This window comes from Asticcacaulis sp. MM231 (genome assembly GCF_964186625.1).
In the GTDB taxonomy this organism is placed as follows: domain Bacteria; phylum Pseudomonadota; class Alphaproteobacteria; order Caulobacterales; family Caulobacteraceae; genus Asticcacaulis.
In genome coordinates this window covers 413796-429479 of record NZ_OZ075108.1, presented here as the reverse complement: position 1 = coordinate 429479, position 15684 = coordinate 413796, and the positions used below count along the sequence as shown (strand labels likewise).

Here is a 15684-nt window from a genome sequence, read left to right as displayed (position 1 = left end):
GGCAAACAGCGCAAAATTAAAGAGTTGAAGACAGAACCGCCCGCGCCAATACACAGACATCGACACGCGCCGCGCCGCCTTTCAGCAGGGTTGCGGTGCAGGCCCTGAGCGTGGCGCCGGTGGCGAAGACATCATCGACCAGAACGATGCGTTTGTCCCTGATCTGAGCCGCGCCACGCGGGCTGAGCGCAATGGCGCCACGGACGTTTTCCCAGCGCGCTTCCGCCCCCTTGCCACGCTGATTGGTCATGCGGGTGCGTTTCAGCGCATCGCCGAGATAGGTACGTTGCAGACGCCGCGCTACCGACCGCGCCAGTTCCGCCGCCTGATTATAGCGGCGATGCAGCAGGCGACGCGGATGCAGCGGCACCGGCATGACGATATCGGCCGCCAGAATGACATCGGCGCCGGCGCGTTCCAGCCAGCGCGTCAGCATGGGGGCCAGGTCGAGCCGGTCGCCGTTCTTGACGCCTAGGATCAAGCCGCTGACCGCCTCATCATAGATACAGGCGGCACGCGCCTGGGAAAACGGGAAGGGCTTGTCGAAACAGGAACTGCACAACGTATCGGCGCCAAGAAACGGACCGCCTTCAAACGGACGTGCGCACATGGCGCAGCCGTCGTGATCGAGAAAGCACACGCGCGACCAGCCTTCCGTCGCCAGTCCGGCCCCCGTCAGCGGCAGAGGCCCGGCCTCCTCATGGTTATCGAAGCTGTGCGGGGGAAAGACGGTATCGAGCATATGGCCCAGCAAGGCGCGCAGATGCGACAGGCTCATCCGTTCATCGACAAAGGCCTTAACCTCAGAACGAATTTGGCCTAAACGGGAGGTCAGTCGCATTCCGAGTGCCCCATATGTCCGTTCCCCCCCGTTTATTTGACCGCAACCTTCTGGCCTCCCGTCTTGATCGCGCGGCGGCCGGTTTCACGCAAGCGCAATTTTTACGCGACCGTGCGGTTGAAGATACTATCGAGACGCTGTCGGCCATCAACCGCCAGTTCGATGTGGCGCTCGATATGGGCGCACGCGACGGCAGCTTCGGGCGCGCCATCGTCGGCACGCCAGTAGCCGATAAGATAGGCTTCCTGATCGAGGGCGAACTGTCGCCGCGCCTGAGCGCACAACAGAGCGGCACCGCCCGCCTGATCATGGACGAGGAAGCCCTGCCCTTCGGCGACGACAGCCTGAACCTGATCGTCAGCAGCCTGGGCCTGCACACTGTCAACGATCTGCCGGGCGTGCTGGTGCAGGTGCGGCGCGCCCTGCGACCGGACGGTTTGTTCATCGGCACGCTGTTTGGTGGCGAAACCCTGAAGGAACTGCGCGGCTGCCTGATGGAGGCCGAGCTTGAGGTGCGTGGCGGCTATGGCCCGCGCATCGCCCCCTATGCCGAAAGCCCCGACCTGATCGATCTTCTGAAACGCACCGGCTTCAACATGCCGGTGGTCGATTTGGACCGCGTAACGGTCTCCTACGCGCATCCTCTGCGTCTGATGGCCGACCTGCGCGCCATGGGCGAGAGCAATGTGCTGCACCAGCGCCCGCGCAAGGGGCTCAACCGCGCTATTATTGAGAAGACCTGCGCCCTCTATTTAGAGCGCTTCGCCGACGATGAGGCCCGCGTGCCGGCCACCTTCGAGATCATCACCCTCTCCGGCTGGAAGGCGCACGACAGCCAGCAGAAGCCGTTGCGACCGGGCTCGGCCAAGATGCGGCTGGCCGATGCTTTTGGCGTTAAAGAGGGGAAACTTTAGTCGCAGGCGATACCGTTGCGGTCGGGGTCATTGCCCTGCCAGTAACCCGGCTGTCCGCGATGCGCCGGCGCCAAATGCACCATGCCCGTCGCGTCGCAACCAGTGAAGGCTGCCATATGACGCAAGGTATAGCCGACCGGCCACGGGCTTAAGGTCGCCAGCGCCATGTAAAAGGCCAGCGCGATCAGGCTCATCGTTGCGAGCACCTTCAGAGTATGGGAAATCTCGCTCTGACCGCGCGCACGCTCGGATGCCAGCCCGATGCGCTGCCGCAGGAATTCGGCTTCGCGTTCCGCTTCACGTCGTCCATATGTCGGCCCGTGCGTCATGGCCAGCCCTCCGTATAACGACGGTACACCAGAGACGCTAACAGTGCGTTTTTAAAAACTCTTAATGATCAAAAACCATAACTTTTACTGCGTTCGCTCTCTGACAAAAGCCCCCAGTAAGAAAGCAAATCCATACGGAAATCCCATTGTCCTTCAAGCACATAGCCAAGTCCTTCGGCTAGGCTGTCATAGCCGTTGATATACACATCAACAGAACTGCCATCCTCTTCCGAGCGCATCGTCTCAGCCGCTTCGGCATCCTTAAAGAGACGCAAACGATCAAAACCGACATATTTGACTTCGGCAGGCGCCAGAATAAGCGGCATTGTCGGATGCACCCTGCCAAGCGCGAGGCTCAGCTTCCGGAAATTTGGATCGGCAAGATGTGTAAGTAATAGCTGGCAAGCCGCTGCGTCAGCGAAAAAATGGTAGCCACTATATACTCTGCGCGAACTCTTATAGCGCCATAGCCAGAGATTAACGGGCGTTTGCATCAGATAAAATCGCGCAGCCAGGCGACCAGAGGATCATCGGCCGGCGGCATGGGGTAGTTGCCCATATCGTTGGGGCGCACCCACTTGATCGCCTTGTGCTCCTTGGCTTCCGGCTCGCCTTCCCAGCGGCGTATCAGATACAGTGGCATCAGCAAATGGAAGGTCTCGTAGGTATGCGAGGCGAAGACAAACGGCGCCAGACAGGCCTGTTTGACCGCAATGCCCAGTTCTTCTTCGAGTTCGCGGATCAGGGCGATTTCCGGCGTCTCTCCCGGCTCGACCTTGCCGCCGGGGAACTCCCACAGACCGGCCAGTTGCTTGCCTTCGGGGCGCTGAGCGATCAGCACGCGACCATCGGAATCAACAAGCGCGGCGGCAACGACGAAAACGGTTTTCATGAAAGGCTTTCCTGACGGTTTCAGCCCTTTTGAAACAAAAAACACATCAAGGCAAACGGTCTCAGTCGAGATAGGTCACGAACTGATCGGTGATATAAAGGCGCGCATCGCGGATAGCGTGCCGCCGCTGTTCCATTTTCGACAGCGAATCCGGATCGTTTCTGAAGTCGTCAAATGCCTGCATGTCTGGAAACTGGAGAATATGGATTTCGTCCGGATCGCCGGGGCGCGGCGCAGAAGGGTGCGAGGCTGAGACAATCTGCCCGCCATGGCGGTAGATAAGCGGCACCATTTCTGCCTCGTGCGTCCTGAGCGCCTCAATGCCACCATCGCCAACATAAAGAAGCACCACAATCTGGATCATACACGCACCCTTTACGCAACTCTTTGATAATCATTGTCTTTATATGACACATCACTTTCGAAATCATAAACACGCTTGCCTTGCAGCCGTCACGGGTTCATGATCATAACCATATCAGGGGGATTTATTATGCTGCGCGCGTTTATTCTGTCACTGGCTATGCTGTTCGACATGCCTGTTCTGGCCCATGCCGAGATTTCAGCGGCAGATAAAAAGGACATAGACGCCAAGGTCGACGCCTTTATGACGGGTGTCAGCGCCGGCAAAACACTGGAAGCCGCCAACGCCATTTTCCTGCCGCGCTTGACAGAAAAGAAGGTGGAACTGCAAAACCTGGCCTCCCAGATGTCACTTGCTGTTAGCTATGCCGGCGGCCCTCTTAAGTGGGCCGTTATGCAGGAAACCCAGTCCGCAGACGTTTTAGTGTTCCGTCAATATGTGGCCTACGGTACCGAATTGCCCTTGAAGTTCAACTTTGTCTTCTTCAAGACCCCCAAGGGGTGGTTCGCCTATAATGTGTTTTTCTCTGATATCGCCGCATCGGATATTGGTGGGTAAGCCCGACTTCTCGACAAGGTGCTGGAAGTGCGCTATCGCGGAAATCGTGAGATTTGTGTCGAGTAATAACCGGCACGCGCCGCAGGTATAGATTTATACCTGCAAGCGCAGACTGCGTATTAATCGGCCAAAGACCGCGATTTACTAAGACCGGTAGTCGCCATTGATGCTGATATACCCGTGGGTCAGGTCGCACGTATACACATGCGCCATGGCGCGACCGACACCGATATCGACGCTGATTTCCAGCTCGGCGTTCTTCATGTAAGCGCTCATGGCAGCCTCGTTATAGCTCAGCGACACGGCGCCATGCTCGGCAGCCACCAAATCGCCGAAGCGGATGGCGATGCGGTCACGATCAACCGGCTCTTCGGTCTTGCCGACGGCCATGACGATCCGGCCCCAGTTGGCATCTTCGCCGGCCAGCGCAGTCTTCACCAGCGGGCTTTCGGCGATCGACTTGGCGATCTTACGCGCCGAGGCCGGGGAGGACGCGCCGGTCACATTGACCTTGACGAACTTAGTAGCGCCCTCGCCGTCACGGATCAGTTGCGTGGCCAGCGAGTGCATAACCTTTTCCAGCTTGGCCTTGAAATCGGCCAGGCGTTTGTCGCCCGCACGGGAGATTTTCGGTGCGCCGGCAGCGCCGGTGGCGAACAGCAGGCAGGTGTCGTTGGTCGAGGTATCACCATCCACCGTCACCGAATTGAAGGTGGTGCGGGTGTAGAGCGCCAGCAGGCTTTGCAGCACGCCGGGAGACAAAGTGGCGTCCGTAGCAATGAAAGCCAGCATGGTGGCCATGTCGGGCGCGATCATGCCCGAGCCCTTGGCGATGCCATTGATACGCACGGTGACGCCGTCGATGACGGCCGTTTCCGACGCGCCCTTGGGGAAAGTGTCGGTGGTCATGATGGTGGCGGCGGCCTCGGCCCAGGCGTCGGCGCGCAGGTCTTTTTCAAGATCGAACAGGCGCGCCGCGATCTTGGAATCATCAAGCACCTGCCCGATTACGCCTGTGCTGGCCAGCATGATGTCGCGCTGGCGGCAATCGATGCGGCGGGAAAGCGCCGAGGCGGTGCGGCGGGCGGCGTCGGCGCCCGGCTTGCCGGTGAAGGCGTTGGCGCAACCGGCATTGCAGATCAGGGCGCGGACATCGCAGCCGTCATTAGCTTCTAGCTGTTTCTTGCACCAGTCGACCGGCGCGGAGCCGATGGTGTGGCGTGTGAAGACGCCGGCGCAGGTCGTGCCCTCGACGAACTTCATCAGCAGCGTATCCTTGCGGTCGTGTTTATAGAAACCGGATTGCGCGGTCGAAAGCTGGACGCCGCCGACCGGCGGCATGGGCGGAAAGGGCACGGCCAGGGGCGAGACGGCGAGACCGGGCTTGCCGGGTGCGGCGGCCCTGGGAGCCTCTTCGGTGGCCGTATGCGTCAGGTTGGCCACCGCGTCCGCGCCGGTCTGGACCGCGCGTTTGACCGCGTTGGTGAAAGGATCAAGCGCACGCTCAAGCCCCTGCGCCGCCAGAGTGGTGATCTTGGGGGAGGAAGGGGTTTTGGACACGGGCGGCTTGGTCACAGGCGCGGCTCCTGAAGTAAGGAAAAACAGTCCTGCCCCTTACCAGACCCCCACCGCTTCGCCAAACACTTTAGGCACTTTATCAGGCTCAAAACGCCGTGTCAGTGGCGGACGGCCCTAACCCTTATGTCCAGCGCTGGCAGGCGGGAAGAATTTCTTTCCCGCCGGCAGGGGCGGATCGGCGGCGATCAGGCGGGTGGACGCATCGGTCGCCTTGCCGAGCGGCTGCGAAAGTGCCACGACCTTTTTCTTCGCCGGCACTGCCGACGCGCTTGAACTCTCGGCTGAAGCCGACGCGCCTTCGTCCGACATGGCTTCGGCAGACGCCGGCGCCGAGTCCGGCTCCTGCTGACCGCCACCAGTCGGTTTAGCAATCAGGAACTCAACCTTGGCCTTCTTGCGCAGCGAATTGAGCATGCCGGCAACCTGATTATAGATCAGGTAACGCATGATGATCGGACGTTCTTCCTCGAGCGTCGGCACCTGTTCGGGACGGCGGTCCTCAACGCGCAAGAGCGCCCAGCCGCCATCGGTCTGCACCGGCCCGACCGTATCGCCGGCCTTGGCTGTGGCCAGCACGCCCTTATAGGCCTTGGGCATGATATCGGTGGTAAAATACCCCATGTCACCGCCATTGAAGCGCGTGGTCTGGTCGATGGATTTCTCCATGGCCATGGCCTCGAACAGAGCGCCGGCCTGAATAGCCTTGAGCGCGGCATCGGCTTCTGCCTTGCTCTTCAGCAGGATCAGGCGCGTGCGGATTTCCTCGGACTGCTTGGAAAGCTGCACCTGCTCGTCGTAATGTTCCTTGACCGTCTTTTCGTCGATATCGCGGTCGATGCTGTTTTCCACCAGCATATCACCCAGAATGCGATCGTGGGCGGCGCGCAAACGACGCTGCGCGGTGGTCGATTTTTCCAGCCCCTTGGCCATGGCGGCCTTGGCCAGCAGGCGCTGGTCGATCACTTCTTCCATGGTGCGGGCGAAAAGGTCGGAGGTAATATCGAGCGGTTCGCCCGGCCCGATCTGGCCCTGCGCGATCGCTTCGGCGCGCACATCCGAGGTCCAGATGGTTTCGCCGTCGATGCGCGCCACGGCGACATCGCCCGGTTCCGGCGGCCGTTCGTTGCTGACTGTGGTCTTGTTACAGGCGGCAAGGGTAAGAGAGAGCGCCGCGATCATCGGAATAACCGCCAAAAGCGAAAGGCCGGACCGTTTCTTCATAAATCTTTCCCCAACTTAGGCCCTCCGCCGGGCTCCAGATTGACATACACTAACGGGCCGCTTAAGTCAGTGCCCGTGCTTGAAAAGCGCAGATCGAGGCCTATTTGACGTAACAGTCGTTTCTTTCAGGTTACGAACCCGTCAATTAAGTAGATTTCGCGCGGATCACACAACTCTCTACATCCAGCAGGCTAATCCGGCGCATATATGTCCGGGCCTGTGAAGGTTTTATATTTAAGGTTTCTCATGCTGGCCATCGCCAAAATGCTCTTCGGCTCCTCCAATGACCGCAAGGTCAAGTCCATGATGACGCGGGCCGCCCGCATCACCACGCTGGAGCCCAAATACAAGGCGATGAGCGATGAGGAACTGCGCGGCCAGACGCAGATTTTCCGCGATCGCCTGGCCAAGGGCGCCAAGCTTGATTCGCTGCTCGATGAAGCCTTTGCCGTCACCCGCGAAGCCGCCTGGCGCGCAATCGGTCAGCGCCACTATGATGTGCAACTCGTCGGCGGCATGATCCTGCATGACGGCGGCATCGCTGAAATGCGCACCGGTGAAGGCAAGACCCTCGTCGCCACCGCGCCGGTCTATCTCAATGCGCTGGCCGGAAAGGGCGTCCACCTGATCACGGTCAACGACTACCTCGCCAAGCGCGACGCCGACTGGATGGGCCGCGTCTACCGTTTCTTGGGACTCTCGACCGGCGTCATCGTCAATGGTCTGAGCCAGGGCCAGCGCAAGCAGGCCTATAATGCCGATGTCACCTACGGCACCAACAACGAATTCGGCTTTGATTATCTGCGTGACAACCTGGCCTACCAAACGCAGGAAATGGTCCAGCGCGGCCACAATTTTGCGATCGTCGACGAAGTCGATTCGATCCTGATCGATGAAGCCCGTACCCCACTGATCATCTCCGGCCCGACCGAAGACCGTTCGGAACTGTACAAGATCCTCAACGCCATCACCCTGGAGCTGATCAAGGATCCGGATACGTTCGAACTCGACGAAAAGCAGCGTCAGGTGCTGTTGTCCGAAGCGGGCTCCGAGCGTCTCGAAGAAATGCTGGAGGCTGGCGGCCATCTGGCGGAAGATTTGGCAGGTCTCTACGATCCGGTCAATATCTCGCTAGTTCACCACTCCAACCAGGCCCTGCGCGCCAATACGTTGTACCAGCTCAACAAGGATTATATCGTCAAAGACGGCGAGATCATCCTGATCGACGAATTTACCGGCCGCATGATGACGGGCCGCCGCCTGTCGGAAGGCCTGCACCAGGCCATCGAAGCCAAGGAAGGCGTCGATATCCAGCCGGAAAACCAGACCCTCGCCTCGGTCACCATCCAGAACTATTTCCGCATGTACGGCAAGCTGTCGGGCATGACCGGCACGGCCGCCACCGAAGCACAGGAATTCGGCGACATCTACAAGATGGATGTGTTAGAGATCCCGACCAACCGTCCGATCAAGCGGATCGATGACGACGATGAAGTCTATCGCACCGAGGCCGAGAAATTCAACGCCATCGCCGCCCAGGTTGCCTACTGCTACGTCAAGGGCCAGCCCATCCTCGTCGGCACCGCCTCGATCGAGAAATCGGACGACCTGTCAAAGTTCCTAAACAATTACAGCTACAAGGTCGAGCAGTCGCGCGAATTGCGCGCGTCGTTCGCCAATGCTGACAAGAAGGACATCGCCAAGGCCGGCGACGACGCCTACGATATCGTCTACAAGTCCGGCAAGGGCATCCCGCACAGCGTGCTGAACGCACGCTTCCACGAGCAGGAATCCGAGATCGTCGCCGATGCCGGGGTGCCGGGCGCCGTCACCATCGCCACCAACATGGCTGGTCGCGGTACCGACATTCAGCTCGGCGGTAACGTCGACATGCGCGTGCAGAAATGGATTGCCGCACAGGACGCCGCCGGCATCGAGGTGTCGCAGGACGCCCTTCTGGCCAAGCGCGCCGAGATCGAAGCCAATATCAAGGACCTGAAGCAGCAATCCCTCGCCGCCGGCGGCCTGTTCGTGCTCGGCACCGAGCGCCACGAAAGCCGCCGTATCGACAACCAGCTCCGCGGTCGTACCGGCCGTCAGGGCGACCCCGGTCAGTCGAAGTTCTTCCTGTCGTGCGAAGACGACCTGATGCGTATCTTCGCCGGTGACCGTCTCAACGCCATGATGAAGAGCCTGGGCGTCGAAGAAGGCGAAGCGATTACCCACAAGCTGCTTAACGGCGCCATCGCCACCGCGCAAAAGCGCGTCGAGCAACGCAACTACGAAATCCGCAAGAACCTGCTCAAATACGACGACGTGGTCAACGACCAGCGCAAGGCCGTCTTCGAGCAGCGTCAGGAATTCATGGATTCGACCGATCTGTCCGAACTGATCAACGAATTCCGCACCGACACGATCCACGATCTGGTCGAACGCCACATGCCGCCCAAAGCATATGCCGAGAAGTGGGAAATTCCCGAACTGAAGGAAGCGATCCTGTCGCTGACCGGGCTCGACCTCCCGCTCGAAGACTGGGCCGCCGAAGAAGGCATCGCCAACGAGGAATTTGAAGAGCGCATCCAGAAGCTCGCCGACGAGAAGATGGCCGAGCGTCTGCGCCTGCTGGGCGACGACCAGATGAAGGCGCTGGAAAAGCAGTTCCTGCTCCAGATGATCGACATGCACTGGCGCGAACACCTGATGCACCTCGATCACCTGCGCGCCGTCATCGGCCTGCGCGGCTACGGCCAGCGCGATCCGCTCAACGAGTACAAGACCGAGGCCTTCACCCTGTTCGAGACCCTGCTGACCAATCTGCGTCACTCGGTCACGCGCTGGCTGATGACCATGGAAATCCGCTTCGAGCAGCCGGCTGAAGAGATCGAGCCTGTGCCGGTGGCGCCGGCCCTGCCGCAACAAACCGATTCTTCTTTAAGAATGAGGCAGTTTCAGGAAGTCCACCTCGATCCGAATACCGGCCTCAACGAGCGTGCCGCCAAGCTGACCGACGATCTGACGTCGGAACAGCGCGCCGCCCTGCCGCCGCAGGCCCTGCCGGCCGGCTGGGAACAGACCTCACGCAATGGTCTGTGTCCTTGTGGCTCGGGCAACAAGTTCAAACACTGCCACGGCACACTGGTTTAAAAAACAAAAAAAGGGGCGGCGGTGAAGACACACTGCCGCCCCTTTTGCCTTTCAGCGTATCCCATTTGGATTCCGCCATTGCCATGACCTGTGGATAGCGTTAACCTTAAGATGTGATCAGTGATGTAGCGGAGGTGGGCCGTGATCAGCCAGATTTTCAAGGCAATGATGTTGACGGGTGGCATAGCCGCTATGGCCGCGCCGTGTATGGCGCAGGATATAGCTGACGCTCATCCGTCCAGCCAGTATGCCCTCGCCGCCGGCGATGTGGCGACCTCTGCTGTCGCCCAGCTCAATGATGCCGCCGAAAACGCCAGACTTCGTGAAAAGGTCGAGCTTTACAAGCAGTTGATGGAGCTAAACGGTGTATCGCGCAATGTCCGCCAGGTCATCAGCAACACCAAGATCGCCACGCGCCTGATCGTGATTGATCGCGCCGGTCTGACCACCCTGACGCCGGAACAGGACGCGCGTTACAACAAGATCGCCGACGGTATTCTGCTCGATACGCAGAACACCCTGATCGACAATATCGCCATGGCTCAGGCGCCCGCCTTCAGCGCGGAAGAACTTCAGCAGCTCATCACCGCCAATGCGTCAATCGCCGCTGCCAAATACAATGCCGGCAAGTTCATGGGGCAGGACGAAGTCGCCACGCAGGTGCAGAACTATATGATCGAGGCGGTGATCAAGATCATAAAGACCTTTACTGAATCACAGGCCAGCTAAGGCAGCAACGAAGTAACAAGCTTTTGGGGGATATGGGTGTTGCTGACTTTTCGAACTTACCTGCTGGCGGGTGCGCTGGCTCTGTGCGCCGCTTCCGCCTCGGCGCAAAGCCCTCTGACGTCAGAACAGGCCTCGCAACTCAAGGCCTATCTCAAGGATAGCGCCGCCCTGCATAACCGGGTGGCTGCGCCCCTGCCCTCCGCGACATCCGTAGCCCTGAATGACGCCGTTCTGGCGGTTGTTGGTCAGGCCCAAGCCGCCGCGCCGGTTCTGGCGGCCGCCGCCACGCCCGCCACTGGCGATACGGGCGCCGCCCTTGTCACGAAGCTACCGAAAAGCAAAGGCATGCTAGCGATCCTCAATCTTGGCGCGCCGGCCTCTTCGATCTCCGGCATCACCTATGGTCTGTCTGCCGGTCAGGGCGTGGCGCCCGCCGTGCCGGTCAGCGAAACCTTCAACCATGATACGGCACTGGCTGTCGTGGCGGCCATGAAAAATCCTGGCAACACCACCGCCGAGGCCGCTGCCGCCTATGCTGCTACGCCCGCCATCAATGCCGAACCCCTGCTGGAAGAGCGCATCGCCCTTGTCCGCGCCGTCTACCGCATCGACGGCACCGAAGAGCTTATCCGCCACTTCGTCGGCACCCAACATATGCAACTGATCATCGGCGAGGTGGCGCGGCATATCGATTTCTCCAAACTGTCTGAGACCGACAAGTATCGGCTGGCCGCCATTGCCGCCGTGGCCCAGACCGATCTGGAAGACAAGATCATCCGCATGAACGCACTCGTGCAGGCCCAAAACATGTCCAAGGCCGATCTGCTGCAACTGCTGGCGGCCTATGATAACGATGCTCAGCGCAAGCTGACCGACCTGCGCCTGCATGATGACGGCAAGGTCGATCGCGCCGCCGAACTCGATATCCGCCTGGCACAATATCAAATCATCAAGGCCTTCGAGAGCGGGCAATAAGCGACTTGCCGCGGCGGGGAAACCGGTTAAGACTGACAGCTATACTATCCGCTTGTCGAGTTCAGCATGTCCCCAGCCGCCCAAGATGTCGCCAAGAGCGCCTTTGCCCTGCAAGACGCCCGTTTCGGCCTAAGAGACGGCAATCTGCCCCTTGCCATGACCGCAGCACAGACCGTCGTCGCCCTCAACCCTGATGAAATTGAGGCGTGGTACATTCTGGGCACAGCCGCAACCAGCCTTGGTGATTTTGTCGCCGCCGAACAGGCTTTCGGTGAAGGCGCCCGTCGAGCCATGCCGAACACCGCGACCAAGGCTCAGATGCTGGTTTTGCAGGCCACACCGCTTATGGCGCTGGGATGTCCGGCACAAGCCGTGGAAGCTGTGCGCGCGGCTGTTAAGATCGGCATTACGGATGCCACAGGTCAGGTCATGGCGGCTGTCGCCCTCACCCATGCCGGCCTACCGCAGGAAGCCCTGCCGCTCCTGCAAACAGCGACGCAAATCAGTCCGCGTCATGTCGACGCCTGGTCCAACCTCGGCGGTGTGCGGCAATTCGCAGGCGATATCGAAGGTGCCGAAGCCGCCTATGAAAGCGCCATCAAGCTTTTCGGCAAATCGTTTCATACGGCTCATCATGCGCTGGCCCGTCTGCGCCGCTGGACGCCAGAAAACAACCATATTGCCCGTCTCGAAGCCCTTCAATGCAGTAACGAACAGGAGGCATGCGGCGTCGGATTCGCATTGTTCAAAGAATATGATGATATCGGTGACACGGTTGCCGCCTGGGACGCCCTACAACATGGCGCCATGCTGGCCCGCTCAATGACACCATGGTCATCAGACGATGAAACCGCATTAGTCGCTGCATGGAAAGCCCATCTGCCCCCTGAACGTTTTACAGTGACCGATACGCGCCCTCGTAGTGGCCCAAAGCGTATCTTCGTCATCGGCCTGCCACGTTCCGGCACCACGCTGGTGGAGCGCGTCCTGGCGGCGCACAGTCAGGTACAGGCGATCGGCGAAGTGAAAACTTTCGGTCTCGTCATCCGACGTTTGCTTGAGCTTCCCACCCACGCTTCGCTCGACGCCGAGACCATAGCTGCAGCCATGACGCTCGATCCACTGGCTATTGCCGAGGCCTACACCTCTGAGAACGCCTACCTGAGCGATGGCAGCGCCTATACGATCGACAAGCTGCCCAACAATCACGAATATGCCGGCCTTATACGGCTGGCCTTTCCGGATGCCATTATTATCGGCCTCGACCGCAACCCGATGGATTCCCTGTTCGGTGCTTACAAGCTCCTGTTCACCGGCGCACACGGCTGGTCCTATACGCAGGATGATCTCGCCGATCATTACGCACATTTCCGCGACCTGATGGGCTATTGGAAACAGGTCATGGGTGAGGGGCTGATCGAGGTATCCCTGGAAGACCTGATCGCCGTTCCCGACACCCAAATCCGTAAGTTGATGGCGGCTACTGGCCTCCCCTTTGAAGAGGCCTGCCTCCGCCCCCACGAAGCCATGGGCGCGGTCACCACCGCCAGCGCTGGTCAGGTCCGCAAACCGATCAACGCCGAAGGGATCGGCGCTTGGAAACGCTATGCCACTCAGCTTGAACCGCTACGCCAACGCCTGTCAGACATGGGTTACCTCACATGAAACTTGCTCACCTGCTTACCGCAACCGCCCTGGTCGCTGCCTTTAGCCTGCATCCGGCCACGGCCCAGACTGTCTATACCGGCGACCGCATGGATGGCGCGGCGGTGATCGACCGGTTGGACGTCAGCGATCTGCCGGCGGGCCTGACCCGGCTCTATTTCCGCGTCACCGACACCTCGATCGGCCAGGGCTGGTATGTGCCGGTCATCGTCGTCAGGGGGGCGAAGCCGGGGCCGAAACTGCTGATCACGGCGGGTATCCACGGCGACGAGCTGAACGGTATCGCCGTGCTGCAAAAGCTGGCGCACGATCTCGACCCGCAGACACTTTCCGGCACCCTGGTCGCCATTCCCGGCCTCAATACCCCCGGCCTGCTGCATTCAACGCGCGGCTTCACGGCGGACGAGATCGGCACCAATGGCGATAATCTCAACCGCACCATGCCTGGCGACACTGAGAACGGTGGGGCGTCATCACGCTATGCCGGCCGCCTGTGGAAGCAGCTTTTCATCGGCAATGCCGATTTCGCCGTGGATCTGCACACCCAGTCGCGCGGCGGCGCCTATCCGGGCTATGTCTTCGCCCAGACCAGCGCGGCGCGCAAAATGGCCGACGCCCTGCGTCCCGACGTTATCGGCATGGATGCCGGCATCGAAGGCACGGTCGAGAACATGCTCAATCCGGCCGGTATTCCGGCGGTGACCTATGAACTGGGCGCACCCGAGACATTCGACGCGGCCATGGTGGCGCGCGCCTTGCGGGGCGTCCGCAACCTGATGATCGACAACAAGATGCTGACCGGCCAGATGGATCTTAGCGATCCGACGCCCTTCGTCGGCAATGTGGTGACCGATATCCACAGTCCGCGCGGCGGCTGGGCGCATGTCGCGGTCAAGCTGGGCGACAAGGTGAAAAAAGGCCAGACCGTCGCGGTGGTCACCAATCCGTTCGGCGACGCCATCGCCACCATCACCGCACCGATCGACGGTCAGGTTCTGTCGCTCAACACCGATCCGCGCACCGAACCTGGCGATATGGTGGTGCGGCTGATGAGCTGGTCCGACTCAGGCGTCTGCACCCGGGACGGCTGCCCGGATACCGCGCAGATGGTCAAGGCGCATTAGCGCGCTTTCCGAAAAGTGTGACGCACTTTTTGGATAAAAAAGCGCGTCAAAACAAAAAATTAGAGCGCCGATCTGATCCAATCAGATCGGAACACGCTCTAGCAGTCTGCTGAAAAAGGCTTTGCCTTTGGCCTTTCCGCATTTTTGCGTAAGTCTCTTGGTCTTTTATGTGTCTTCATTCGTTGTTGTTTTTGTTGCTTTCCTAAATTTAGACGGACCCCTCCTATGCGGTTAGCAACTTGGGTATCCGGATGAGGTTGTAGGCTATGAGATTGAGCAGAAAATCTCCAGCTACAGCTTCAAGGCCGCGATGCTTTGTCTTACGCATCGTGCCGTGCTGCTTGCCCCAACCGAAGATGCACTCGATCATCTTTCGCCGGGTCTGTGACATTGCGTAGCCATCGCTGGCGGCCGTTTCATCGTCGATGATGGTCGTTCTGGTCTTGCCGGTTTTAGTCGTGGCGTTATTACGGGCGACATGCGGCTCCACGCCAAGATTGCGTAAGGCTTCGCCATGTGCAGCGACATCATAAGCCTTGTCTTCGCCTACGGTCGCCGGCTTGCCGGTGTGCTTGACCCTAACCGCCAGCATGGCTTCGGATGCCTCGCGCTCGGCCGTGCCGGTGGCTTGGGTGACAACGCTACCAACCGCCAGTCCGTTGCGGTTCTCCATCAGCGCGTGGCCCATGTAGCACAGCTTCGCTTCACGGCCCTGAGCCTTGCGGTACAAGCGGCTGTCGCCATCGGTCGTCGAGACGTGGGTGTCATTGCCGCGTTTCTGATTATGGAAGTCAGACCCGTCCGTATCGTCCGGCCCGTCCTTCGGCTTGAAGCTCTTGAACGAAGCCCAGGCTTCAATCAGCGTGCCATCCACTGAGAAATGCTCGTCCGAGAGTAAGGGCGTAACCTTTGGGTGGCACAGCAAGGCCGTCATGAACTTCGTAAAAACATCACCCTTCTGCAGGCGCTCACGGTTCTTGGTGAATGTCGTCGCCACCCACACAGCCGCGTCGGGTGACAAGCCCACGAACCATCGAAACAGAAGGTTGTAATCCAACTGCTCCATCAACTGGCGTTCCGAGCGGACGCCGTAGAACACCTGCAGAAGCAAGGCGCTCAGTAACTGTTCCGGTGGAATGGAAGGGCGCCCTTCCTCAGAATACATCGCCGAAAAGTCCGCGTTCAGGTCGACCAGAACCGCGCGAACCAACTCACGAACCTTGCGAAGAGGATGCGTATCCGGAACGCGTTCTTCCAACGATATGTACGAAAATAATCCGCCCTGATCCCGAAACTCGCCACGCATTGGTTCCTCCTTCTCGCTCAAGAAGGGAATCACGGCAAAATCAA

Annotated in this window: 15 protein-coding genes; 7 read left to right on the top strand and 8 right to left on the bottom strand. The window is 59.7% G+C overall.

The annotated features are described in order from the left end of the window. Positions 1–16: 16 nt before the first annotated feature. Positions 17–841 carry a ComF family protein gene (locus tag ABQ278_RS02055; RefSeq protein ID WP_349320980.1) on the bottom strand — a complete coding sequence of 275 codons (825 nt, stop codon included), beginning with the start codon at positions 839–841 and terminating at the stop codon, positions 17–19. A gap of 14 nt (positions 842–855) precedes the next feature. Here ABQ278_RS02055 and ABQ278_RS02050 point away from each other — a divergent pair, with 14 nt between their 5' ends. Next, positions 856–1755, top strand: a complete 900-nt coding sequence (locus tag ABQ278_RS02050; protein ID WP_349320979.1) for a methyltransferase domain-containing protein — start codon at positions 856–858, stop codon at positions 1753–1755. Here the strand turns inward: ABQ278_RS02050 and ABQ278_RS02045 are convergent. The 4 genes from ABQ278_RS02045 to ABQ278_RS02030 form a co-directional block, all read right to left on the bottom strand. Further along, entirely contained in the window at positions 1752–2084 is a 333-nt protein-coding gene (locus tag ABQ278_RS02045; RefSeq protein ID WP_349320978.1) for an excalibur calcium-binding domain-containing protein, read from the bottom strand. The genes ABQ278_RS02050 and ABQ278_RS02045 overlap by 4 nt on opposite strands. Before the next feature lie 68 nt (positions 2085–2152). Beyond that, positions 2153–2410, bottom strand: a complete 258-nt coding sequence (locus tag ABQ278_RS02040) for a hypothetical protein (RefSeq protein ID WP_349320977.1) — start codon at positions 2408–2410, stop codon at positions 2153–2155. A 167-nt stretch (positions 2411–2577) separates the two neighbouring features. Further along, on the bottom strand, positions 2578–2976 hold the full coding sequence (mutT, locus tag ABQ278_RS02035) for an 8-oxo-dGTP diphosphatase MutT (RefSeq protein WP_349320976.1): 399 nt from the start codon (positions 2974–2976) through the stop codon (positions 2578–2580). Positions 2977–3037: 61 nt separating this feature from the next. Continuing rightward, positions 3038–3340, bottom strand: a complete 303-nt coding sequence (locus ABQ278_RS02030) for a DUF1330 domain-containing protein (RefSeq protein ID WP_349320975.1) — start codon at positions 3338–3340, stop codon at positions 3038–3040. A gap of 129 nt (positions 3341–3469) precedes the next feature. Between ABQ278_RS02030 and ABQ278_RS02025 the strand changes: the two genes are divergently transcribed. Further along, positions 3470–3898: a hypothetical protein gene (locus ABQ278_RS02025; protein WP_349320974.1), complete on the top strand. Its 429-nt coding sequence runs from the start codon at positions 3470–3472 to the stop codon at positions 3896–3898. 144 nt (positions 3899–4042) lie between these two features. Here the strand turns inward: ABQ278_RS02025 and argJ are convergent, their stop codons facing one another. Further along, positions 4043–5473, bottom strand: a complete 1431-nt coding sequence (argJ, locus tag ABQ278_RS02020; protein ID WP_349320973.1) for a bifunctional glutamate N-acetyltransferase/amino-acid acetyltransferase ArgJ — start codon at positions 5471–5473, stop codon at positions 4043–4045. Between the two features lie 117 nt (positions 5474–5590). Further along, a complete protein-coding gene (locus tag ABQ278_RS02015; RefSeq protein ID WP_349320972.1) occupies positions 5591–6697 on the bottom strand; it encodes a peptidylprolyl isomerase in 1107 nt (368 codons plus the stop codon). A 246-nt stretch (positions 6698–6943) separates the two neighbouring features. Between ABQ278_RS02015 and secA the strand changes: the two genes are divergently transcribed. The 5 genes from secA (at position 6944) to ABQ278_RS01990 (ending at position 14334) form a co-directional block, all read left to right on the top strand. Further along, positions 6944–9841, top strand: coding sequence for a preprotein translocase subunit SecA (gene secA / locus ABQ278_RS02010; protein ID WP_349320971.1), 2898 nt, complete (start codon positions 6944–6946; stop codon positions 9839–9841). A gap of 141 nt (positions 9842–9982) precedes the next feature. Then, positions 9983–10570, top strand: a complete 588-nt coding sequence (locus tag ABQ278_RS02005) for a hypothetical protein (protein WP_349320970.1) — start codon at positions 9983–9985, stop codon at positions 10568–10570. Positions 10571–10606: 36 nt separating this feature from the next. Continuing rightward, positions 10607–11545, top strand: a complete 939-nt coding sequence (locus ABQ278_RS02000; protein ID WP_349320969.1) for a hypothetical protein — start codon at positions 10607–10609, stop codon at positions 11543–11545. A 66-nt stretch (positions 11546–11611) separates the two neighbouring features. Continuing rightward, positions 11612–13210 (top strand): sulfotransferase, encoded by a 1599-nt coding sequence (locus ABQ278_RS01995; protein ID WP_349320968.1) that lies wholly within the window; start codon positions 11612–11614, stop codon positions 13208–13210. After that, entirely contained in the window at positions 13207–14334 is a 1128-nt protein-coding gene (locus tag ABQ278_RS01990; RefSeq protein WP_349320967.1) for a succinylglutamate desuccinylase/aspartoacylase family protein, read from the top strand. The genes ABQ278_RS01995 and ABQ278_RS01990 overlap by 4 nt, the downstream gene beginning before the upstream one ends. Before the next feature lie 223 nt (positions 14335–14557). On the opposite strand, the gene ABQ278_RS01985 is transcribed toward ABQ278_RS01990, so the two are convergent. Further along, positions 14558–15640 carry an IS5 family transposase gene (locus ABQ278_RS01985; protein WP_349320966.1) on the bottom strand — a complete coding sequence of 361 codons (1083 nt, stop codon included), beginning with the start codon at positions 15638–15640 and terminating at the stop codon, positions 14558–14560. Positions 15641–15684 lie beyond the last annotated feature (44 nt).